The sequence below is a fragment of the Caenimonas soli genome (assembly GCF_013155545.1).
In the GTDB taxonomy this organism is placed as follows: Bacteria; Pseudomonadota; Gammaproteobacteria; order Burkholderiales; family Burkholderiaceae_C; genus Ramlibacter; species Ramlibacter soli.
Window position 1 is genome coordinate 93,299 of sequence record NZ_JABJVV010000005.1, and the last position, 21,887, is coordinate 115,185.

Below are 21,887 nucleotides of genomic sequence, written 5' to 3' on the forward strand. Positions count from 1 at the left end.
GACTCGAACACTTGCATGCAGGGCGCTTCGGCGCCCTTTTTGCATTCACATAACAAGCTTCGCAGTTGTTAGTGAATGCGCAACCGAGGGCGGTTGAGTATGCCCGCTTGCTTTGCTGCAATGCAGCACGGAACGCTAACCAAGCCCCCTACACTGCCCGCACATGAGTATCAAAAAATCGCCCTCGCCGAAAGTAGCGCTTGCACTTGCTGGAGGCGGTCCGTTGGGCGCGATCTATGAGATTGGCGCCCTGTGCGCGCTGGACGAAGCCCTGGAAGGCCTGGACCTCACGGCCCTGCACCACTATGTCGGCGTGTCCGCAGGCGGATTCATCGCAGCCGGATTGGCCAACGGCATGTCGCCGCGCGAACTCTGCGCTTCCTTCATCGAGAACGACGACCGGGCCAGCGACGTCTTCGATCCTTCGTGGTTGATGGTGCCGGCCTATGGCGAGTTCGCCCGGCGCGCCATCATGTTCCCCGGCTTGGCCGCATCGGCGCTGTGGCGCGGCACGCTAGGGCGCAGGTCGCTCACCCATTCGCTGGAGCGCCTCGGCCCCAGCCTGCCCACCGGCATTTTTTCCAACGACCTGATCGACCGGCGGCTGGCGCTGCTGTTCTCGCGCGACGGCCGAACCAACGATTTTCGCAAGCTCAAGGCCCAGCTCACCCTGGTAGCCACCAACCTGGACACCGGTGAAGCGGCGCCGTTCGGGCGGCCCGGTTGGGATCATGTGCCGATCTCCAAGGCCGTGCAGGCCAGTTCCGCGCTCCCCGGGCTGTTTCCGCCGGTCGAGATCGACGCCCACTACTTCGTCGACGGCGCCTTGAAGAAGACCCTGCACGCCTCGGTGGCACTGGACGACGGCATCGACCTCATGCTGTGCCTCAACCCCCTGGTGCCCTTCAACTCGACAGAATCGACTGCGGCCAAGGTCATGCAGGGCGGATTGCCGCGCGAAAAGCGCCGCATTCCGCGCATCGTCGATGGCGGCCTGCCTGCAGTGCTGAGCCAGACCTTCCGTTCCATGATTCATTCGCGCATGGAGCTGGGCATGAAGCACTATGAGCGCGCCTACCCCAAGACCGACATCGTGCTGATCGAGCCCGACCATCGCGACCCCGAGCTGTACCTTGCCAACACCTTCAGCTACGGCCAGCGCCGCCAGCTGGCCGAGCATGCGTACCAGACGACGCGCGCCATGCTGCGTTCGCGCCGCACCAGCCTCGGCACGAAACTGGCCCGCCACGGCATCAGCCTGCGCGGCGATGTGCTGGATGACCCGCGCAGGCACCTGGTGGCCTTGCGCAAGCCGCCCACTCGTATCGGCCGAGCCATCGTCTCGCTGCAGGAGGTGATGGAAGATCTCGGCCGCGCGATGCAGCCGGCGCTGGAGCGGGCGCGCTGAGCATGGCAAAAAAGGCCCCCCGCCGCACGGCCGAGCGCATCCTGGAGGTGACGCTCGACCTGTTCAATCGCTTTGGCGAGCCGAACGTATCGACCACGTTGATCTCGGCCGAACTCAACATCAGCCCGGGCAACCTTTATTACCACTATCCGGCCAAGGACGAACTGATCAACTCGCTGTTCGATCGTTACGAACGGTCACTGAGCGAGCTGCTCAACGCCAGCGATGGGGTGCGCGATGTGGAAGACGCCTGGTTCTTCATGCACACCCTGTTCGAGCTGATCTGGCAGTACCGCTTTCTCTACCGCGACCTGAACGACCTGCTGTCGAAGAACCGGCGCCTGGAGACCCACTTCCAGTGGGTGCTGAAGAACAAGACGCGCGCCATCAAGGCCATGCTCGACAGCATGAGCCGCTCGGGCGCGGTGAGCATCGATTCGCGCGAGGCGCCGGCGACGGCAACCAGCATGGTGGTGGTGCTCACCTACTGGCTGAGCTACGAGTACGTGCGCGACCCGCGGCGGGCGCTCGAACCCGAGAGCGCCCAGGTGGCTCTGCTGCGAGGAGCTCACCATGTCCTCAATCTACTGGTACCCTATCTCGAACAAGGCCAGCGAATGCATTTGCTGGGGCTCGTCGCGGCCTACAGCAACTCGACAGTTGAGACATAAGGAACAGGAGACAGAATGGCCAAGTGGACAGCATTTCCCCACCTGGGCGACTACCAGTTCGACTCCGGCAACCTGAAAAAGCATTGGGCGCGGCTGCACGCCGGCGACGCTGAGCCCCTACCCCAGGACCTCGAGGTCCTGGAAGCCTGGGCTCTCTTCCACAACGGCGAGTTCCAGCAGGCCGCCGAGGCGGGCCTGAAGTGCGGGGGCGACGGCATCACCGTGGCCAACAAGGCCACGGCCATCTACGCCAACTACCTCGAGAAAAAAGAAAAGACCAAGCTCGACTTGTTCATGGCGGTGGCGCAGCGCGCCGAGGCGCAAGCGACGCAAGACCCCAAGAACGCCAACGCCTGGTACTGGCAGGCCTATGCACTGGGGCGCTACAGCCAGGGCATCAGCGTCGCCAAGGCACTGGCACAGGGCCTTGGCAGCAAGGTGAAGGAAGCGCTGGAGAAAACCATCAAGCTGCAGCCCAAGCATGCCGATGCGCACATCGCCCTGGCCGCCTTCCATGCCGAAGTCATCGACAAGGTCGGCTCGCTGATCGGCGGCATGACCTACGGCGCCAAGAAAGACGTGGGCCTGAAATTGTTTCAGGACGCACTGAAGATCAACCCTGCTTCAGCCATCGGCATGATCGAGTACGCCAACGGGCTGGTCATGCTCGAAGGTGACAGGAAGATGAAGGAAGCGACCAAGCTCTATGAGCAGGCCGCGGCCAGCCAGCCCCTGGACGCCACGGAGCGGCTGGACGTGGAACTGGCCACGGCCGAACTTCAAGACTAGCTGCGGGTTTTTCGCGCCTCGCGCCTACAGACGCGCCCGCCGTTCATCCGCAGAATGGCGCGGATGAACATCTTTGAAGCACTTCGCGTCAGCCACGAAACCCAGCGGGCCTTGTCGGCCCGTTTGCTTGCCAGCCAGGCCGACAGCCCCGAGCGGCAAGACATCTTCGAGGAACTCAAGTCCGAGCTGCTCGCGCACGAAACCGCGGAAGAGCGCTGCCTCTACGTGCCCCTGTTCGACCACGACGTCACGGTGGAGGCGTCCAGGCATGCCATCGCGGAACACCATGAGATGGACGAGATGGTGGAAGACCTGGAAGAACTGGTCGGCGATTCCGCCCAGTGGATGGAGAGTGCGCGCAAGCTGTGCGAAAAGATCGCGCACCACCTGTCCGAAGAAGAAACCAAGTTCTTCCAGCAGGCCGGCAAGGTTCTGACCGAAGCCCAGAAACTGTCGCTGGCGAAGGAATACGAAGCGGAGTTCCTGACGCTGCGGGTGAAGGAAGCCTGAAGCTGTCATCCCGGACCTGATCCGGGATCCATTCCCTACTCCCCCCAGGGGAGCATCAGGGTCACCAGCGAGAGTTTGGCGAATTCCGGTTCGAACTCGTCGATGATCTTCTGCGGATCGGGACACAGCAGGGTGTCGGTGATCACGCCGAACTGCACGCCGCCGCCGTAGCTCAGGATCGAAACGCCCAGCCCGATGTCGCCGGACTGCGGCACCCAGAACATGCTCTGCTCCAGGGTGGAGCCCAGGAACTTCAGCTTCTCGCGCGGCCCCGGCACATTGGTCATCACCGCCGTGGTCTTCTTGCCAAAGAGGCTGAGCATGGCTTCTTGCGCCGGCTTGATCAAGAGCCCCGCCACCGCCAGCAAGCCAAAGGCCAGCAAGGGTTGCGTGCTGCCCTTGAGGGCGTTCATGCGCCGGCGCACTTCGTACACCCGTTCGATCGGATTTTCCATGCCGATCGGCAGCACCAGCGGCACCAGCCCGAAGCGGTTGCCCAGCTTGTAGGCCTGGTCCAGCGGCCGCAGGTTCACCGGGATCATGGCGCGGATTTCCTGGCCCGTCACGTCGTCACCGAGCGACTTCAGGTACTCGCCGATGGCGCCCGCCACGCAACTGAGCAGCACGTCATTGATCGAGCAGTTGAGCGCCTTGCCGACGGCCTTGACTTCTTCCAGCGGGATCGGCTCGCACCAGGCCACACGCTTGGCGGTGCCGGGCTTGCCTTTCAGGCGGGTCCGGGAGTCGTCGGGCATCAATGCGAGCGAAGCTGCATCGCTGAGCACCTGATAGGCCAGCTTGGCCAGGTCCAGGGAGCCCGACAGGCCTTTCTGCGGGTCGCGCAGCAGGCCCAGCGAACGGACGGCGCCCTCGCCCGCCGCGCCCAGCGCCTTGACGGTCATGTCGGTGAACGGCTTGATCAGGGTGTCGGTGATCCAGTCCTCGGCCCCGTTGGGGGCGGCCTTGCGCGTGCGCTCCGGGGGCGGCGCCCCGCCATCCACCAGCGACATGGTCACCGAGATCAGCGCGATGCCGTCGGCGATGCAATGGTGAATGCGCACCAGCAGCGCGCTGCCGCCCCGGTAGTCCTCGACCAGATGGATCTGCCACAAGGGATGCTTGTGGTCCAGAGGCTGCATCGCCAGCTCGCCCACGCGGTCCTGCAGCGCGGACTGCTCCTCGCCCTTGGCGCGCTTGGGCAGCTTTTCGCGGATCACATGGCGCGCGATGTCGAAATCGGCATCGTCCACCCAGGTCGCGCCGGCCGCGTCTTCTTCGACGCGCTGGCGGAAGCGGTTGTATTTGAGCAGCCGCTCCTGCACGCGCTGGCACAGGGCTTCGTAGCCGATGCCGGGCCGGAGCGTCCACACGCCCACGATCATCATCAGGTTGCTGGGCGAATCCATGCGCAGCCAGGCGGTGTCCACCTTGGTCATGCGCTCGCCCGTGAGGCCCAGCACGCCGCTGGCCGCCTTGCGGGCTGTCTTGCCCGCGCGCCGGGCTGCTTGTTGGGCGGTGATGCGCGTGACCATGGTGTCTCCGGTGGGCTGTGGCGGGTGGTTGTTATTCGGGGCCGGCCTCTATTCTGGGTTGCCGGCTGGCCGTAAGATACCGCGAAGTTACCCGCAGACACCAGGAAAAGGTAGACGCGGTTCCCCACCGCAAAAACAAGCAAGGAGCATCCATGGCCGACCTGAAAGCCGCGTTCGAATCCGCTGTCGCCAACTCGAAGAACCTGAGCGAGCGTCCCGACAACGCCACGCTGCTGAAGCTCTATGCGCTGTACAAGCAGTCGACCGCGGGCGACAACGGCGAGAAGAAGCCGGGCTTCGGCGACATGGTCGGCCGCGCCAAGTGGGACGCCTGGAACGGCCTGAAGGGCACGTCGCAGGACGACGCCATGCAGCAATACATCGACCTGATCGGCTCCCTCAGCTAAAGCCCCGGCCCCAGGCCTCAGTCGGCCTTGATGTTCGCCGCCCGCACGATGCGCGCCCACATGTTGCGTTCGTCGGCGGCCATCTTGCCCAGCGCCGGTCCGTCCAGGAACAGCGCCTTGGCACCCTGCTCTTCGGCGCGCTTGCGGAACGGCTCCGACTCCACCACCTGCTTCACGGCGGCGGAAAGCCGGGTCACCGCGTCCGCGGGCAGGCTGTTTGGCCCATAGACCCCGAACCAGGACGAAGCCACCAGCGACAGGCCGCTCTCCATCGCCGTCGGGATGTTGGGCAAGGCCGCCATGCGGGTGCGGCCCGTCACCAGCAAGGCCTTGAGCTTGCCGGCCCGGATGTGCGGCAGCAACGGCGGGGGTGTGGTGATGGTCAGATCCACCGTTCCCGCCAGCAGATCGTTCAATGCCGCGCCCGTGCCACGGTACGGGATGTGGGTCATGTAGGTCTTCGTCAGGTCCTTGAGCAGTTCCGTGGTCACGTGCTGCAGCGAGCCATTGCCGCTGGAAGCGTAGTTGACCTTGCCTGGATTGGCCTTGACGTAGCGGACGAACTCGGCGAAGTTGTTGGCCGGGAAATCGCCGCGCACCACCAGCAGCTGCGGCGCGTCGATCAGGTGGCCGATCGGTTTCAGGTCGCGACCGGGATCGAAGCCCGGCACCGGTTGCACCAGCGGCGTGATGCTCTGGTAGCCGGAGTACTGCACCAGCAAAGTCGTGCCGTCGCCCGCCGCACGCGCGACCAGTTGGCCCCCGATGTTGCCGTTGCCACCCGCGCGGTTGTCAACGACCACCGAGGTCTGCAGGATCTTGCCCAGCGGCTCGGCCAGCATGCGCGCCGCGATGTCGGTGGTGCCACCGGCAGTGGCGGGCACCACCAGCGTGATCGGCCGGCCGGCCAGTTGGGCGCGGGCCGGCAGCGCGCAAGCGGCTGCGCCCAGGCCTGCGGCGGCGACGAAGGTTCTGCGGGAAATGAGGGTCATGCTGAGTTTCCTTGTGATTCGGTGAGTCGTTACGCGACGGCGGGCGCAGGATGCAGATCGGAAATCCTGCCGGCCTTGGCCAGCTGGCCGGGGACTTCGTGGCCGACCAGCCGCGGCAACTCCCGCGCCACCGCGAGCAGCCTGTCCAGGTCGATGCCGGTGTCCAAGCCCATGGCGTCGAGCATGTGGATGGCGTCTTCGCTGCTGATGTTGCCGCTGGCCCCCGGGGCGTAGGGGCAGCCGCCCAGGCCGCCGAGCGACCCGTCGAAGCGGACGATGCCGCCCTGGACCGCCGCCAGCAGGTTGGCCAGCCCCATGCCGCGCGTGTTGTGGAAGTGAAGCGTCAACTGCAGGCTGTCGAAGCGCTGGCGCAGTGCTTCGACCATCCGGGCGACTTGGGCAGGATGCGCCATGCCGGTGGTGTCGCAGATCGTCAGGCCCCGCACGCCCAGGTCGGCGAACCGCTGCGCCCATCCCAGGACCTCCTGCTCGGGCACTTCGCCTTCCATGGGGCAGCCAAAGCAAGTCGAGAGCGATACGTTGACCGGCACCTGCCCATCCACCCTGCGCACGACCTCGGACAGGGCGGCGAAGCTCTGCTCGCGCGGCATGCGCAGGTTGGCGAGGTTGTGCGTCTCCGAAGTGGACATGACGAGGTTCAATTCGTCGGCGCGGGACTCCAGCGCGCGCTCGGCGCCGCGCAGGTTGGGCACCAGCACGGTGTATTCAACGCCGGCGACGCGGCGGATGCGGCCCATCACTTCCTCGGCATCGCGCAGCATCGGGATGGCCTTGGGCGAAGTGAACGAGGTCACCTCGATCTTGGCGTAGCCGCATTCGCTCAAGGCGTCGACCAGCGCCACCTTGGCATCGGTGGCGACAAAGTCGGGCTCCATCTGGAAGCCGTCGCGCGTCACCACCTCGTTGAAATAGATACGCTGTTTCATTTCGTGCTCCCAGCGACAATGCCGCGCGCCTTGAGCGCGTCGATCTGAACCTGCGTGATCCCGAGTTCATGCAGCACCGCGTCGGTGTCCTGCCCCAGTGCCGGCGCGTTGCGGCGATGGCCGCCGGGCGTAAGCGACAGCTTGGGCACGATGCCGGGCATCGCGAGAGCGCTACCGTCATCCATGGTGATCTGGTCGAGCATGCCACGCGCCTTGTAGTGCGGATCGGCGGCGATGTCGGCCACCGTGTAGATGCGGCCTGCCGGCACCGACGCCTTGTCCAGCTCGGCCAGCACGGTGTCGACGGTGCGGCTCGCGGCCCATTCGCCGATGGCGGCATCGATCCGCTCCACGTGTTCCACCCGGCCGGCGTTGTCGGCGAGCCGCGCATCGGCCGCGAGGTCGGGACGACCTATCACGGCCATCAGCCTTTTGAAGATGCTGTCGCCATTGCCGGCGATGAGCGCGTAGCCGCCGTCGCTGCACGGATACGCATTGCTGGGCGCGATGCCGGGCAAGGCGCTGCCCGCCGGACCGCGCACCGCGCCGAACGCGCTGTACTCGGGCAACAGGCTTTCCATGCAGTTGAAAACCGCTTCGTACAGAGCCACATCCACCACCTGGCCCTTGCCCGACACATGGCGGTGCTGCAGCGCGAGCAGGATGCCGATGACCCCGTGCAGCGCCGCCAGGGTGTCGCCGATCGACACACCGACGCGCACCGGCACGCGGCCCGGCTCGGCTGTCAGGTGGCGCAGCCCGCTCATCGCTTCGGCCACCACGCCGAAGCCGGGGCGGTCGCGGTACGGCCCGGTCTGGCCATAGCCGCTGATGCGCAGGACGATGAGGCGCGGATTGAGCTCCAGCAGCGCATCGGGCCCCAGGCCCCAGCCTTCCATGGCGCCGGGCCGGAAGTTCTCGATCAGCACATCCGACTCGCGCGCCAGGCGCCGCACGATGTCCTGCGCGTCAGGCGACTTCAGGTCCAGCGCGATCGAGCGCTTGTTGCGCGACTGCACCTGCCACCACACCGAGGTGCCATCCTTGAGCAGGCGCCACTTGCGCAGGGGGTCGCCCGCGCCGGGCGGTTCGATCTTGATCACCTCGGCGCCGAAATCGGCGAGCGACTTGGCGGCGAAGGGGCCCGCGATCAGCTGGCCGAGTTCCAGGACCTTGAGCCCGGCGAGGGGACCGGCCGGGGGATTTGTCGATGAAGAAAGTAAGGTAGCCATGCCGCGCAGTCTGCGCGCGGCGGGCCCCTAAGGTCCATTACTTCCTGCGAGCGGCAGCCTTCGGCTTTTGCGAAGGCTCGACCAGGAAATCCACCAGCGCCGCAATGCCGGCATCGCCCTGCCCGGCCTGCGTGGCCACCAGCAGGCGCCGCTTGGCCCAGGGGTCGGCCAGCGCTCTCGATTGCAGCCGCATCGCGCGAATCATCGGCTCGGCTGCCGCCTTGGGCAATATGGCCAGACCCAGGCCCGACGCCACGAGATGGCACACCGCGTCGAAGCTGCGCACCTGCATGCGCAGGCGAAACGGCTTGTTCGCCGCCAGCGCTGCCTGCTGCTGTTGTTGCAGCATGGCGGCGCCGGTGTTCAGGCTGATCCAGTCCTCGTCCAGGGCGTCGACAAACGCCAGCGGCGAGCGCGCGCCCGCCAGCCGGTGGCCCGCGGGCAAGACCAGCACCAGCTCGTCGTGTCGGAACAGCCGGGTTTCCAGGCCGGTGACGTCGGGCCCTTCGACGAACACGGCGACATCCGCCCGCGATTCGCGCAGGGCGGCCACCACCGCTTCCGAGACATGCTCCTCCAGATCCACGCGGACATGCGGATGCAATTTCGCGTAACGCGCCAGCAGCGGGGGCAGGAACTGGTTGATGGCCGCAGTGCTGGCGCACAGCCGCACATGGCGGGCAATGCCCTGGCGCAAATCGGTGAGCTCGCCGCCCAGCTGTTCCATCGTCTGCAACAACGCCAGGCCATGCTTGACGAAAAGCCTGCCGGCCGCAGTGGGCAGCAGGCCGCGTGCGTGGCGCTCGAACAATACCGACCCCAGCGCGTCCTCCAGCTCGCGGATGCGGCGGCTGGCGGCCGCCAGCGCCAGGTGCGATTCCCTGGCGGCGGCCGTCAGGCTGCCGGTCTGTGCGCAGGCAACCGCGAGGCGGATCGACACCAGGTCGAAACGCGCCAGGTTGTAGGGGGCGGCCACCGCAGGGCTATTTCTTGCGCGCGGCAGTCTTCTTCGCTGCCGGTGCCTTCTTGGCGGCGGCCCGTTTCGCCAGCGCGTGATCGAAAGCCTTCGCAGGTTCCTTCTCCGCCAGCAGCAGGTCCAGGTTCTTCACGATCTCGCCTTCGATACGGTCCTTGAAGGCGCCCAGCAGGAATCCCAGCCGCGCGTCTAGCTGAAACCTGTCCTTGGTCACCTTGAGTTCGCCATTCACGCCCGACCGCGTGAAGCTCACCAGGTCCGCGCTCTTGCCCTCCTCGTAGGTGCACTCCATGTCGAACTTCTCCTCGGCCGCCTCCGCCCATCTGAAGGCCAGCTTGCGCGCCTCCGGCAAGCCCAGTGAGTGTTCGCGTGTGATATGGATGTCAGGCACCTGTGTCTCCTTTTAGCAGCTTGTGGCGCTCGCTTTGGGGCAATGCGGCCAAAGCCTTTGCCGCATCATAAAACCGCTTCCAGTCCCGGCCCTCCCGCTCGAACAGGGCCTCGAAGCCGGGAACCAGTTCGTCGTAGGCCGCCTGCGCGCCGAACGACGCATTGTTGGCACCTTCCACCCAGCGATCGTAGGCGCGGAAGCGCGTGGGGTCCCCGCCCCAGCTGTCTCGCAGCTGCTCGTAGTGCTGCCGGAATTTTTCGAGGGCCACTGCCTTCAAGGCAATCCGCTCGACACCCTCGTTGTCCCGGTAAATCTGTTCCAGGCGCTTGCGGGTGTCGCGGGCCAGGGCGCGAAACTGGTTGCGCCGGCTATCGAACTGCGCGTATTCCTGGCGCGCGGCATCGGGGGCCTGCGTCGCCAGCCAGCGAGCGCTGCCCAGGCGTTCGACGGCGGTCGCGAACGACTCGTTGAACATCGTGTCGTTCTTGGCGTAGACCACCTGGTGGGCCAGCTCGTGAAATATCAAGCGCGCGAGTTCGCCTTCCGGGTAGTTGATGAAGGTGTTGAGCAGCGGATCGCCGCCGGCCCAGTTCATCCAGCCCAGCGTGGAATAAGCGGGCACTGGGTAGACGCTGGTTTCCAGGCCTTCGGCCAAGACCCGGGCGGCTTCGGCCCGGGCCTCGGCCTCGTCGAAATAGCCGCGGTAACCCACGCAGCCCGTGACGGGGAAGCACCATTGCTTCAAGGTGAGGGAATACGGGGGAGCGGCCACCACATTCCAGACCACGGCGCTGCGCCGCAGGTCCGCGTAGCGGCGGTAGCTGGGGTTGTCCGGCAGCTTGAGTTCGGACACGGCGAAATCGCGGATGCGCTGGCTGAGGGCCAGCCGTGTCTTGAGACGCTCGGGCGCCTGCGGATCCGCCAGCCACTCGTCGACCGGCTTGGCCGCGCCCATCATCTTCATGTGGCCGCTGGCCGACTGCCAGTAATAACCCAGGTTGGAACACCCCGAGAGACACAGCGTTGCCGCCGCCACCACCGCCACGACCCCTGTGAGTGCCATGATCAGCCCGCGCCTCACGCCGATTCGACTTCGACCAGGCAGTCGTAGAACACCGGGCCGCGCCCCATGTCGGTGAGCTTCTGGCTGGTGAGCTGGTTGACGTTGGTGCCATCCAGGCCGAGCTTGCGCCACCAGATGCCGAGCCCGTTGACGACGCCGGGTCGCGCGCGGTCGGACACCTTGGCCTTGCAACGGTATTCGCCGCGATCGTTGAAGACCCGCACCACGGAGCCGGAGGCAATGCCGCGCGCCGCCGCATCGCTGGCGTGGATCTCGAGCAGCGGTTCGCCCTCGATGTCGCGCAGGCTGCGCAGATTGACGAAGCTCGAGTTGAGGAAGTTGCGCGCCGGCGGCGAGATCATGGCCAGCGGGAAGCGCCCCGTTGCATCGGCCACCTCGTAGTTGGGCAGATGGTCAGGCAGGCCGTCCTGGCCTTGCCGGGCGAGGCGTTCGCTGAAGAATTCGCACTTGCCCGAGGGCGTGGGAAACCCGCCCTCGGCAAACGGCGCATCGGGCATCGCCAGCGTGGCATAGCCCTGCGCCAGCAGCAGATCGAAATCGACCTTGTCCCCATAGGCGCTGCGGCACAGGCTCTCGTCGTCCTCGGCGAAGCAGGCTTCGGTGTAACCCATGTGCTGCGCCAGCTCGCGAAAGATCTGGGTGTTGGGCAGCGCCTCGCCCAGCGGCGCGATCGCCGGTCGGTTCAAGAGCACGTCGGTGTGGCCGTAGGAAGCGTGCACGTCCCAGTGTTCCAGCTGGGTGGTCGCGGGCAGGATGTAGTCGGCGTAGTCGGCGGTGTCGGTCTGGAAGTGCTCCAGCACCACGGTGAACAGGTCCTCGCGCGCAAAGCCCGCCACCACCTTGGACGACTCGGGCGCCACCGCGACCGGGTTGCTGTTGTAGACGACCAGCGCCTCGATCTTCGGCCCGAACTGCGCCGATGCCGGGCGCAGCAGGTCGTCGCCGATGGTGCTCATGTTGATGGTGCGCGGCGAGCGGCCCGCCAAGAGGTCGGGCCGCTGCAGCGCCGCCTTGTCGACAGGAAACATGCCCGAGCTCGATAGCAGGACGCCGCCGGCGCGGTCGCGCCAAGCCCCCGTCAGTGCCGGGAGGCAGGCGATGGCGCGCACCGCGTTGCCCCCGCCCCGCACCCGCTGCATGCCGTAATTCAGGCGTATGGCGGCTGGTTGCGTCGTGCCCCAATCGCGCGCCAGCGAGCGTATCTGCTCAGGGGCAATGCCGCACACCGCTGCGGCCCGCTCCGGGCTCCAGCGCAGCGCCCGTTCGCGCAAGCCGTCCCATCCGAGCGTGTGCCGGGCAATGTAGTCGTGATCCAGCCAGTCGTTGACGATCAGCTCGTGCATCAGCGCCAAGGCCAGCGCGGCGTCGGTCCCGGGCCGCAGTTGCAGATGCTCGTGGCATTTTTCCGCGGTCTCGCTGCGGCGCGGATCGATGCACACCAGCTTGGCGCCGGCCCGCTTGGCCTCCTGGGCCAGGCGCCAGAAATGCAGGTTGCTGGCGATCGAGTTGCTTCCCCAGATGAGGATCAGCTTCGATTGCGCGAAGAACTCCACCTTCATGCCGACCTTGCCGCCCAGCGTCTGGGTCAGGCCCTCGCCGCCGGCACTGGCGCAGATGGTGCGGTCCAGCAAGGATGCGCCGAGCTTGTTGAAAAAGCGCGCAGCCATGCCCTCGCCCTGCACCAGCCCCATGGTGCCGGCGTAGCTGTATGGCAGGATCGCTTGGGGGTCGCGCGCCGCTATGGCCTCGAGCCGCTGGGCAATGTCTTGCAGCGCTTCACCCCAGCTCACCCGTTCGAATTGGCCCGATCCCTTGGGGCCGCTGCGGCGCATGGGATGCAGCAAGCGCTCTGGATGGTGGGTTCGTTCGGTGTAACGCGAGACTTTGGTACACAGAACCCCATCGGTATGGCGGTGATCCGGGTTGCCCTGGACTTTGACCGCGACCCCGTCTTCGACCGTCGTCACCAATGAACAGGTATCGGGACAGTCGTGGGGGCAGGCGCCTATTACCTGACGGGAGGCTGTCACTGGACCCAGTCTAGGGGAGATGCCGATGGTGCCGCTCATGAGGTAACCCTATAGTTTGCGCGCAAGCTCAGCTTTTCACACGGGTTTTGCAGGAGACAAAGCATGAAGAACATCAAATCGTTGGCCCGGAGCCTGATGGTAGCCGCCCTGGCCCTTGCCAGTGTGGCTGCCCAGGCCCAGGACGGTGTGAGCAAGACCAGCATCGTGCTGGGCCAGTCGGTGGCCCTCACAGGCCCCGGGTCGGCGCTTGCATTGCCTTTCCATCAGGGAGCCAAGCTCTACTTCGACCGGGTGAATGCCGCCGGCGGCGTCAACGGCCGCAAGATCGAACTGGTCACGCTCGACGACCGGGGCAATGCCCAGCAGACCGCCGCCAACACCAAGAAGCTGCTGGACCAGGGCATCCTATCGCTCTTCGGCTACTACGGGTCGCCCCAGGTCACGGCGGCTTATCCGATGATCAGGGACGGCGACGTACTGATGTTCGCGCCCATGTCCGCGGCGGACGAATTCCGCGGTGCGATGTACGGCAACGTCTATTCGATACGGCCGGGCTATTCCGAGGAAGCCGCCGCCATCACGCGCCATGCCGAAACGCTGGGCGCCAGGCGGCTCGCCATCCTGCACGGCAATGACAGCGAATCGCTCGCCGCGCTCGACTCCGCGCAGCGAACCATGTCCAGCCTCGGCGCGAACGTCGTGGCCAATGCGGTGATGTCCAGCGGCAGCATCGCCAACAGCGTGGACAAAGCCGTGGCCGCCAAGCCCGAGTCGGTGCTGGTGATCGGCGACTCGAACACCGCCGCCAGCGCCGTGCGCGATATTCGCGCCAAGGGATTCCGCGGCCCCATCTACGGCTTCTCCAACACCGGCGAGAGCCTGCTGGCCGAAGAGCTGGGGTCTATCGGGGCCGGCGTCGTGGTAGTTCGCGTGGTACCCAAGAGCGACACCCCCAAAGTTGCCGTGGTGCGCGACCTGCTGGCCGACGCGGAAGCCGCCAAGCTGGGCAAGCCCAACGTGTACATGCTGGAGGGCTACATCGCCGCGCGCGTGTATTCCGAGGCATTGCGCCGCATCCAGCGCGACCCCAACCGCGCGCGCCTGAAGAAGGCGATCGAGGGGCTCGACGATGTCAACGTCGGCGGCTTCCGCGTCCACTTCGCCGAAGACCGCGTCGCCTCCAGGATGGTCGAACTGAGCCTGATCGACTCGCAGGGCAAGGTTCGGGAATAGCTGTACCTCGCGTCGCGGCAGGCGGTACCCGGCAGGGGCTCATACTGTGGCGGTCGGCGCTTTGCGCCGACTCCGCTGCGAGGCTCGGCCTGGGGTCGGCGTCGCGACTTGTCGCAGCTGTTTGAGCGAAGCGGCCTCAGGGCGCGCAGCGAGTTCTGCGACGGGCCGCGAAATCGAGCAAACCCAGGGAAGTCGGTGCGAAGCACCGACCGCCTTGTCGATGCGACGCGGCCTGCCCGGACACGCCTTTGCCGCGTGCCTCCGCATTCCTGCTCGGATTTCCCTAGCCGATCTCGCGCGTCGCAGCCAGTCCCCGCATGAAGGCCTCGCAGCGGGCCAGTTGCTCCAGGCTCACGTATTCATCCGGCTGGTGCGCCTGGGTGATGCTGCCGGGTCCGCACACCACCGTCGGGATGCCGGAATTCTTGAAGATCCCGGCTTCCGTACCGAAGGCCACTTGCGTGGTTCGCTGCTCGCCCGACAGGCGCTGGGCCAGCTTGGTGATACTGCTTTCGGCCGTGCCGAGGAAACTGGGAATCTCGCAGATGGTCTCGAAGCGAAAGCCGGCGTCGGGCGCCACTTGCTTCATCGCCGGCTCGAGCGAGCGGGCATGGGCCAGCACTTCCTCCTGCATCGCCCTGGCGTCGGCGGTGGGCAGGTCGCGGAATTCATAGCGGAACTCGGCGTCGCGTGGCACCACGTTGTCGGCGATGCCACCGTGGAACTGGCCGACGCTCGCCGTTGAGAACGGCACGTCGAATCCCTCGTAGCGCGGCTCGTTGCGCTCGAAGCCCTCGGCCATATCGCGCACCTTGCCGATCACGCGCGCCGCCATCTCGATGGCGTTGACGGACTGCGGCGTCAGCGACGAATGCGCTTCCTTGCCGCGCACGCAGCACTTGTAGCGATAGACGCCCTTGTGCGCGATGGCCGGCACCATGTTGGTGGGCTCCCCCACGATGCAAGCCAGCGGCTTGACGCCGGCGTCGCGCATGTCGGCAATCAGCTCCTTGACGCCGAAACAGCCGACCTCCTCGTCATAGCTGAAAGCGAAATGGATGGCGAAGGGCGCGTTGCTCCGCAGGAAGACCTCGGCATGGGCCAGCGCAATGGCGATGAAGCTCTTCATGTCGGCCGAGCCTCGGCCGTAGAGCTTGCCGTCACGCACCTGAGCGCTCAGCGGGTCGCCGGACCAGTTCTGGCCGTCCCAGGGCACCGTGTCAGTGTGACCGGAAAGAATGATGCCGGCCGGCTTGCCCTCGCCCAAGGTGGCGAACAGGTTGGCCTTGGTCTTTTCCTGGTTGAAGGTCAGGCGGCTGGCGACACCGAGCCGGGCCAGTTCATCGCGCACCAGGTGGATAAGCGGAAGGTTCGAATTGGCGCTCACGGTATTCATGCGAACCATCGCCTGCGCCAGCTCGAGTGCACGCGGAGAAACCGCGGTAGTCATTGGGTTCATCTAGGGATTTTCGCGGATATCCTGACTCAGCGTGGAACCACCCGCCGGGCTAGACTGGAGGACTCCCCAGCGATAAACATTTGTCATGAATATCCTCGACTCCTTGGTGACCCAGGCGGCCGCCATCGCCGCCATCCGGCGCGACATCCATGCCCATCCCGAACTGTGTTTCGAGGAGGTGCGCACAGCCGACGTGGTGGCCAAAAAGCTGACCGAATGGGGCATCCCGGTTCACCTCGGGCTGGGCAAAACCGGCGTGGTCGGCATCGTCAAGGCCGGCAACAGCGACCGCGCCATCGGCCTGCGCGCCGACATGGACGCGCTGCCCATGCAAGAGTTCAACACCTTCAGCCATGCCAGCCAGCACCAGGGAAAAATGCATGCCTGCGGACACGACGGCCATGTCGCCATGCTGCTGGCAGCGGCCCAGCACTTCGCCAAGAACCGCAACTTCGACGGCACCGTGTACCTCATCTTCCAGCCGGCCGAAGAAGGCGGCGGCGGCGCGCGCGAGATGATCAAGGAAGGCCTGTTCGACCAGTTCCCGATGGAAGCCGTGTTCGGCATGCACAACTGGCCCGGCAGCCAGGTGGGCAAGTTCGCGGTGAGCGCGGGGCCGGTCATGGCCTCGAGCAACGAGTTCAAGATCACGATCCGCGGCAAGGGCAGCCACGCCGCCCTGCCCCACAACGGCATCGACCCGGTGCCGATCGCCTGCCAGATGGTGCAGGCCTTCCAGACCATCATCAGCCGCAACAAGAAGCCGATCGACGCGGGCGTGATCTCCGTGACGATGATCCATGCCGGCGAGGCCACCAACGTCGTGCCCGACAGCTGCGAGCTGCAGGGCACCGTGCGCACTTTCACGCTGGAAGTACTGGACCTGATCGAAAAGCGGATGCAGCAGATAGCCGAGCACGTGTGCGCGGCACACGACGCGGCCTGCGAGTTCCAGTTCGTTCGCAACTATCCCCCCACCATCAACTCCGCCGCCGAGGCCGAGTTCGCCCGCAAGGTCATGGCGTCCATCGTCGGTGAGGACAACGTCGAGTCCCAGGAGCCCACCATGGGCTCCGAGGACTTCGCCTACATGCTGCAGGCCAAGCCGGGGGCCTACTGCTTCATCGCCAATGGGGACGGCAGCCACCGTGAGATGGGCCACGGCGCCGGCCCGTGCATGCTGCACAACCCCAGCTACGACTTCAACGACGACCTGATCCCGCTGGGGGCGACCTACTGGGTGCGGCTGGCCGAGGCCTGGCTGGCAAAGGACAAGGCATGAGTGGAACAACCGCTCACGACGTCTTCTCGCCCTCCTACGCGCAAGCTCGCATCCGGTTCCTGGCCGCTGCTGCCGCCGCGGGGCTGCAGGTGGAGAGCAAGCCTCATCCGCTGAAGGGGCGCGACGGCGAGGAGCTGGCGATGGACGTCGCGCGCGACGGCCATCCCGGCGCCGACAAGCTGCTGATCGTCAGCAGCGCCTGCCACGGCGTGGAAGGCTTTTGCGGCAGCGGCGTGCAGATAGCCGCGCTGCATGATGCGCAGTGGCGCGAGCACGCCGCCCGGCGCGGCGTGGCCGTGCTCTACGTCCACGCGCTCAATCCCTACGGTTTCTCCCACATCCGCCGCGCCACCCATGAGAACGTGGACCTGAACCGCAACTTCCAGGACTTCAGCAAGCCGCTGCCGGTCAACCAGGCCTATCGCGACATACAGCCCTTGCTGCTGCCGGACGAATGGCCGCCCTCGCCGGCCAACGGCGCCGCCATCGGCAACTACATCGCCACGCATGGCGAGGCGTCGCTGCAGGCGGCGATCACGCGCGGGCAGCACGACTTTCCGGACGGGCTGTTCTTCGGCGGGACGGAGCCCACCTGGAGCAACCTGGCCTTGCGCGAGATTCTCCGCGCGCACGGTCGGCGCGCGACGCGCATCGCCTGGATCGATATCCACACCGGGCTGGGCCCCAGCGGCGTGGGCGAGCGCATCTTCGCCGGCCGCGACGACCAGGCGGCGGTGGCCCGCGCCCGGGCCTGGTGGAGCGGCCAGGGGGCGACTCCCGTGACATCGATCTACGACGGCTCCTCCACCTCGGCATTTCTCACCGGCCTGATGTGGGGCGCGGCCTACGAGGAGTGCCCGCAGGCGCAATACACGGGCATTGCCCTGGAATACGGCACTGTCCCCGTGCTGGATACGCTCCAGGCCCTGCGCGGCGAGCACTGGCTGCACGTGCATCCCGAGGCGCCGCCGGCGCTGGCGGCGCAGATCAAGCAGCAGATGAAGGACGCCTTCTACACCGACACGGACGAGTGGAAGAACGAGGTACTCAGGCAGGGCCGCGAGGTGCTGTTCCAGGCGGCCGACGGCCTGGCGAGCTGAGTAATCTCAGGGCGCCAGCCGGCTCTGGGCGATCTCCATCAAGCCGTCGAAGATCAGGCTTTCCACCAGTTCGAAGGACACCGACATGTGCGGGGCCATCTTCCAGCCCGCACCCCCGGTCATGAAGCAAGCGGGCTCGGCGCCGCAATGCCTGCGCACGTGCTGCACCATGCGCTCGATCGCGCCGGCGATCGCATAGGTGCCCCCACTGGTCAGCGCATCGCTGGTGTTGGTCGGGAATTCGCGGACATCGCCGGTCGGCACGTGCAGGCCGGCCGTTCCGGATTCCAGCGCCCGCAGCATGATGCCGTGGCCCGGCAGGATGAAACCGCCCAGAAACTTGCCGGTGGCATCCACGGCTTCGACCGTCACGGCTGTGCCCACCATGACGACCACCAAGGGCCTGGGCGCGCCTTGCGCCAGCATGCGGTGCCAAGCGCCTATCATCGCGACCCAGCGGTCCGATCCGAGCCGCGTCGGATGGTCGTAGCCGTTGACGAGCCCCGCCTCGGCTATGCCGGGCACCACCCATTGGGCCGGCACGTCCCACAGTTCCTCCATCTGCTCCTCGACGCGGCGCTTGACCGCATCCGCAGCCACCGCGCAACCCAGCATCCGCTCGGGATGGGCCAGCGCACTCCAGTCGCCGTCCGCCAGCTTGTCGATGTTTTCAAGAAATTCGGCGCCGTGAGTGAGCAGGGCCGCGCCGCGAGCGTGGGACTCGTACAACGCCCATTTCAGGCGTGTGTTGCCGACGTCGACGGCTAGAAATGCCACGGGTCAGGCTTCGAGTTGCGCGCCCAGCGCGCCCAGGCTGTCGGCCACCACTTTTTCCTGCCCTTGCAGCTGGGTGCAATCGGCAATGGCCTGCTTGATGCGCAGCTGGAGCTCGCGATGGCTTTCCATCGGATCGTCGAGTTTCAGCGAGGGTGCGCTGCTATTGCCCGCTGCCGAGGCCAGGGCCGAGATATGCGCCTGCCAGGACTTCACCTCGGCGGACACCTGCTGCAGCAGCTTGGAGAGCGATCCGCGGCGGGCGGCGGCGCCTTGCCCCTGCTGGTGCGCCTGCTGCGCGGCCGAGCTCACGGCTCGCAGCGCCTTGAGCCGGGTCACCAGGATCTCGCAGCGCGCGGCGTCGTCCGTGATCTGCTGCTGGGCGGACTCATCGGGGGTTGCCGCCTGCCGCTCCTTGATCTGGTTTCGCATGTCCTGCAACCAGCGGGCGGCCTGGTCGATGATCTTGTCGATGGCCCGGAACTCGACTTCCAGCTCCAGCAGCGCGCGTTCGCTGGCCGGGACTTTGTCCAGCTGGCCTTTTTGCACGGCCTGGGCCTGTGCGAGCAGCCCTTCGGCCACTGACTCGATCTGCTCGAACTGGCTGGTGAACTCCGCGCCCGCGGTACGGCTCTTGCCGGTAGTGCGCGCCCACCAGCCCCGGGCCTGGAGCAAGCCGAAATCCAGCCCCGCCAAGGCCTCGCCCAGCCGAGCCAGTTCCGAGATCAGGGGCGAAATGTCCCGCTGCTGCGCCTGGGCCCGGAGGTCCTTGCACAGCTCCGCAAGCCGCCGCGCGTGCTGATGCCCGGCGTCGGCCGCCATCTGGTCAAGCCATGCCGCCGGTGTGGCGGGACCCTTGGGCTTGACTTGCGCCAGCTTGGAGGGGGTCATCAGGGAGGCTGTGCGGTCGTGATCGGCCATGGCGTGCGCTTCGGGTGTTTGCCGCAATATAAACCCTTCGGGGGACACCCTCAAATCGCGCCCAGCCAGCAAGCCCGCTGGATAGCCGCCATTTTGTTGTCTACCTTCAGCTTTCCCATGGCATTGGCCAGGTGGTAATTCACCGTCCGCTCGGTGCATCGCAGCAGCACCGAGCTCTCGCGCGCCGTGAGGCCCTGGAAGGCCAGCACCAGGCATTCGCGCTCGCGGGGGCTGAGCGTGGAGCGCGCGAGCGCGATGGAACGCTTGACCAGCGGCCAGATGTTCAGGGCCGACCAGACCAGCGAAGCCGCCTCGGCGCGATCGGTGAGTTCGCGCGGGCTGAACATGAAGCACTCGAATGCCCGTCCCGCCGGCAACGAGAACTCCACGCGCACCACGGTCTGGAAGCCGTGGGCGAGCCACAACAGGCGCCAGCGGCTGGAACTCAGATGATCCGACTTGGCGATGTACTGCCAGGCGACGAGGGGCGCATCGGAGTCGCGCCAGGGCGCGCCGAAGTCGCGGCTTTCCGCAAGAGCCTTGGCGGCGTCTGCGACTATGGGCGGGTGCACGGCCACGACTTGGCGGTCCTCGCTGCTGCCAAAGGGGTCAGGACCCAATACAGCGACGGCTTCTACCGAAAATTCACGCAGCGCGCCGACCCAGTCGCTCAGGAGCCCGTCAAGGCTCACACTGTCAAAGTTAACAGGTAACTGCATCGACGTGTTTTCAAAGAACCGGGACAATAGCACGCTCCTTGCCATCTGATTGAATGCCGGTTGTGCCACAAGAAAGCGCCCGCAATATTTCCCCCGCCATGACGGCGCCCGCCGCCGGGCCATCGGCGTGGCATCGGATGGGACGCTGGCTGAAGGAGGAAGTGGTCACCGCCCCCCTGGTTCCGGTGCTGCATCCCTCGCCGCTGCGGATGAAGGGGCTCGGTCTGTTCACGCTGTTCGGCCATCCCTTGTTCTGGTTCGTATGGGCGGTGTGGCTGCCGCAGCCCTATGAGAACCTGCCCCTGCGCCTCGCGACGGCATCGCTGGGGCTGCTGTTGCTCAGCAATCGCATCAGCGGCGATCCGACCAGCCGGCTGTCCGGCCAGGTCTTCACCGCCGTATTCTGGTTCGAGCTGCCTTTTCTTTTCAGCTACATGTACCTGTGCAACGCCGGCAACCATGCCTGGCTGGCCAGCATGGCGGCGATGATCCTGACCTACTACTTCGCCACGGACTGGCGCATCGCCACGGTCGGCATCGCCGCGGGCGGGGTCCTGGCGCGGATCTTGTTCGAGTTCTTCGGCCCGGCACTGCCTCCCATGAGCACGGAGCTGCTGCTCACCAACACCATGGTGATCGCCTTCTGCGTCAGCATGGGGCTGCTGCTGGGCGTTTCGTCGGCCAACCTGCGGCGAGAGCACCTGGCCCACACCTTGACCACGATGGGCATCATGGCGCACGAGCTGCGCACGCCGCTCGCGACGATGGCACTGGTGGGCGATGCGGTCCGCAGCGCCGCCGCGAACTGCGACCCGGACACCACACGGACACTGGAGCAGCTCTCGACGCGGCTGCACACCCTGGTGCGAAACATGCACCACCAGATCGACACGCAGATCGCCAATGCGCGGCTGACGCGGCTGCCCGGCTACAAGGAGGCCGTATCGGCCGGGGAACTCGTGCGCGAGGCAGTGGCGAACTACCCCTTTCGCAGTGTCCGCGAGCACGACTGCGTGACCGTCCGCGTGAACAACGATTTCATTTTCGAGGGCTCGCGCGCCCTGTTTACCCAGGTCATCGACAACCTGATAAAAAACGCGCTGCGCTCGCTGGCCGCGGCCAGCAGCGCCGTGCAGCCGGGCGACCTGGCCATCGAAGTCAGCACGCTGCCCGCTCGCGGCCTCATCGTCCTGGCCGACCGGGGCGTGGGCATCCGCGTCGAGGCCCAGTCCCGCATCTTCGAGCCGTTCTTCTCCACCAATCGCGGCACCGGCCATGGCCTGGGCCTGGCCTTTTGCCAGCAGGTGATCCACAGCGCGCGCGGGACCATACGAGTCAAGTCGGAACCTGGACAGGGGGCGACTTTCACCATTGAATTGCCCATCCTGAATTAGCACAATGAATACAAACCACACGCTCGCCGCGCCCGC

21 protein-coding genes are annotated in these 21,887 nt (G+C 66.2%); 9 read left to right on the forward strand and 12 right to left on the reverse strand.

Translation table 11 applies throughout. The features are described 5' to 3' along the window. Nucleotides 1-163 precede the first annotated feature (163 nt). From HNE04_RS09135 to HNE04_RS09150, 4 genes are all read left to right on the forward strand, one after another. Nucleotides 164-1,408, forward strand: coding sequence for a patatin-like phospholipase family protein (locus tag HNE04_RS09135; protein ID WP_172218230.1), 1,245 nt, complete (start codon nucleotides 164-166; stop codon nucleotides 1,406-1,408). Nucleotides 1,409-1,410: 2 nt separating this feature from the next. After that, a complete protein-coding gene (locus tag HNE04_RS09140) occupies nucleotides 1,411-2,079 on the forward strand; it encodes a TetR/AcrR family transcriptional regulator (protein WP_172218231.1) in 669 nt (222 codons plus the stop codon). Nucleotides 2,080-2,094: 15 nt separating this feature from the next. Continuing rightward, nucleotides 2,095-2,868, forward strand: a complete 774-nt coding sequence (locus tag HNE04_RS09145; protein ID WP_172218232.1) for a tetratricopeptide repeat protein — start codon at nucleotides 2,095-2,097, stop codon at nucleotides 2,866-2,868. A 63-nt stretch (nucleotides 2,869-2,931) separates the two neighbouring features. Then, nucleotides 2,932-3,378 carry a hemerythrin domain-containing protein gene (locus HNE04_RS09150; protein ID WP_172218233.1) on the forward strand — a complete coding sequence of 149 codons (447 nt, stop codon included), beginning with the start codon at nucleotides 2,932-2,934 and terminating at the stop codon, nucleotides 3,376-3,378. Between the two features lie 35 nt (nucleotides 3,379-3,413). Here the strand turns inward: HNE04_RS09150 and HNE04_RS09155 are convergent, their stop codons facing one another. Further along, on the reverse strand, nucleotides 3,414-4,910 hold the full coding sequence (locus HNE04_RS09155; protein ID WP_172218234.1) for a wax ester/triacylglycerol synthase family O-acyltransferase: 1,497 nt from the start codon (nucleotides 4,908-4,910) through the stop codon (nucleotides 3,414-3,416). 152 nt (nucleotides 4,911-5,062) lie between these two features. On the opposite strand from HNE04_RS09155, the gene HNE04_RS09160 reads away from it, so the two are divergent. Next, nucleotides 5,063-5,317, forward strand: coding sequence for an acyl-CoA-binding protein (locus HNE04_RS09160; RefSeq protein WP_172218235.1), 255 nt, complete (start codon nucleotides 5,063-5,065; stop codon nucleotides 5,315-5,317). 17 nt (nucleotides 5,318-5,334) lie between these two features. On the opposite strand, the gene HNE04_RS09165 is transcribed toward HNE04_RS09160, so the two are convergent. From HNE04_RS09165 to HNE04_RS09195, 7 genes are read right to left on the reverse strand one after another with little or no spacing between them, the layout of a single operon-like run. Then, nucleotides 5,335-6,309, reverse strand: a complete 975-nt coding sequence (locus tag HNE04_RS09165; protein ID WP_172218236.1) for a Bug family tripartite tricarboxylate transporter substrate binding protein — start codon at nucleotides 6,307-6,309, stop codon at nucleotides 5,335-5,337. Between the two features lie 29 nt (nucleotides 6,310-6,338). Beyond that, a complete protein-coding gene (locus HNE04_RS09170) occupies nucleotides 6,339-7,256 on the reverse strand; it encodes a hydroxymethylglutaryl-CoA lyase (RefSeq protein ID WP_172218237.1) in 918 nt (305 codons plus the stop codon). Next, on the reverse strand, nucleotides 7,253-8,488 hold the full coding sequence (locus HNE04_RS09175; RefSeq protein ID WP_172218238.1) for a CaiB/BaiF CoA transferase family protein: 1,236 nt from the start codon (nucleotides 8,486-8,488) through the stop codon (nucleotides 7,253-7,255). Before HNE04_RS09175 ends, HNE04_RS09170 begins: the two co-directional genes overlap by 4 nt. 37 nt (nucleotides 8,489-8,525) lie before the next feature. Continuing rightward, nucleotides 8,526-9,464, reverse strand: a complete 939-nt coding sequence (locus HNE04_RS09180) for a LysR family transcriptional regulator (RefSeq protein WP_172218239.1) — start codon at nucleotides 9,462-9,464, stop codon at nucleotides 8,526-8,528. Nucleotides 9,465-9,471: 7 nt separating this feature from the next. Next, nucleotides 9,472-9,855, reverse strand: coding sequence for a polyhydroxyalkanoic acid system family protein (locus HNE04_RS09185; protein ID WP_172218240.1), 384 nt, complete (start codon nucleotides 9,853-9,855; stop codon nucleotides 9,472-9,474). Continuing rightward, the gene (locus HNE04_RS09190; protein ID WP_172218241.1) at nucleotides 9,848-10,918 is read right to left on the reverse strand and encodes an aminopeptidase; all 1,071 of its coding nucleotides are present in this window, start codon (nucleotides 10,916-10,918) and stop codon (nucleotides 9,848-9,850) included. Before HNE04_RS09190 ends, HNE04_RS09185 begins: the two co-directional genes overlap by 8 nt. 14 nt (nucleotides 10,919-10,932) lie before the next feature. Beyond that, complete coding sequence (locus HNE04_RS09195) at nucleotides 10,933-13,008, reverse strand: molybdopterin-containing oxidoreductase family protein (protein ID WP_172218242.1); 2,076 nt, start codon at nucleotides 13,006-13,008, stop codon at nucleotides 10,933-10,935. Nucleotides 13,009-13,071: 63 nt separating this feature from the next. Here HNE04_RS09195 and HNE04_RS09200 point away from each other — a divergent pair, with 63 nt between their 5' ends. Then, a complete protein-coding gene (locus tag HNE04_RS09200) occupies nucleotides 13,072-14,202 on the forward strand; it encodes an ABC transporter substrate-binding protein (protein ID WP_172218243.1) in 1,131 nt (376 codons plus the stop codon). A gap of 283 nt (nucleotides 14,203-14,485) precedes the next feature. Here HNE04_RS09200 and argE read toward each other — a convergent pair whose 3' ends face one another. Next, entirely contained in the window at nucleotides 14,486-15,661 is a 1,176-nt protein-coding gene (gene argE, locus HNE04_RS09205) for an acetylornithine deacetylase (RefSeq protein WP_407926598.1), read from the reverse strand. Nucleotides 15,662-15,746: 85 nt separating this feature from the next. On the opposite strand from argE, the gene HNE04_RS09210 reads away from it, so the two are divergent. Both HNE04_RS09210 and HNE04_RS09215 read left to right on the forward strand, forming a co-directional pair. Continuing rightward, nucleotides 15,747-16,943 (forward strand): M20 aminoacylase family protein, encoded by a 1,197-nt coding sequence (locus HNE04_RS09210; protein WP_172218244.1) that lies wholly within the window; start codon nucleotides 15,747-15,749, stop codon nucleotides 16,941-16,943. Continuing rightward, nucleotides 16,940-18,043: a M14 family metallopeptidase gene (locus HNE04_RS09215; RefSeq protein WP_172218245.1), complete on the forward strand. Its 1,104-nt coding sequence runs from the start codon at nucleotides 16,940-16,942 to the stop codon at nucleotides 18,041-18,043. The genes HNE04_RS09210 and HNE04_RS09215 overlap by 4 nt, the downstream gene beginning before the upstream one ends. A 6-nt stretch (nucleotides 18,044-18,049) precedes the next feature. Here the strand turns inward: HNE04_RS09215 and HNE04_RS09220 are convergent, their stop codons facing one another. The 3 genes from HNE04_RS09220 to HNE04_RS09230 are packed head-to-tail and all read right to left on the reverse strand — an operon-like array spanning nucleotide 18,050 to nucleotide 20,430. Continuing rightward, nucleotides 18,050-18,820, reverse strand: coding sequence for a type III pantothenate kinase (locus HNE04_RS09220; RefSeq protein ID WP_172218246.1), 771 nt, complete (start codon nucleotides 18,818-18,820; stop codon nucleotides 18,050-18,052). A gap of 3 nt (nucleotides 18,821-18,823) precedes the next feature. Further along, on the reverse strand, nucleotides 18,824-19,738 hold the full coding sequence (locus tag HNE04_RS09225; RefSeq protein WP_172218247.1) for a hypothetical protein: 915 nt from the start codon (nucleotides 19,736-19,738) through the stop codon (nucleotides 18,824-18,826). Nucleotides 19,739-19,788: 50 nt separating this feature from the next. Then, complete coding sequence (locus HNE04_RS09230; RefSeq protein WP_328700296.1) at nucleotides 19,789-20,430, reverse strand: helix-turn-helix transcriptional regulator; 642 nt, start codon at nucleotides 20,428-20,430, stop codon at nucleotides 19,789-19,791. 89 nt (nucleotides 20,431-20,519) lie between these two features. Here HNE04_RS09230 and HNE04_RS09235 point away from each other — a divergent pair, with 89 nt between their 5' ends. Continuing rightward, on the forward strand, nucleotides 20,520-21,851 hold the full coding sequence (locus HNE04_RS09235; RefSeq protein ID WP_328700297.1) for a sensor histidine kinase: 1,332 nt from the start codon (nucleotides 20,520-20,522) through the stop codon (nucleotides 21,849-21,851). The last annotated feature ends 36 nt before the right edge of the window (nucleotides 21,852-21,887 follow it).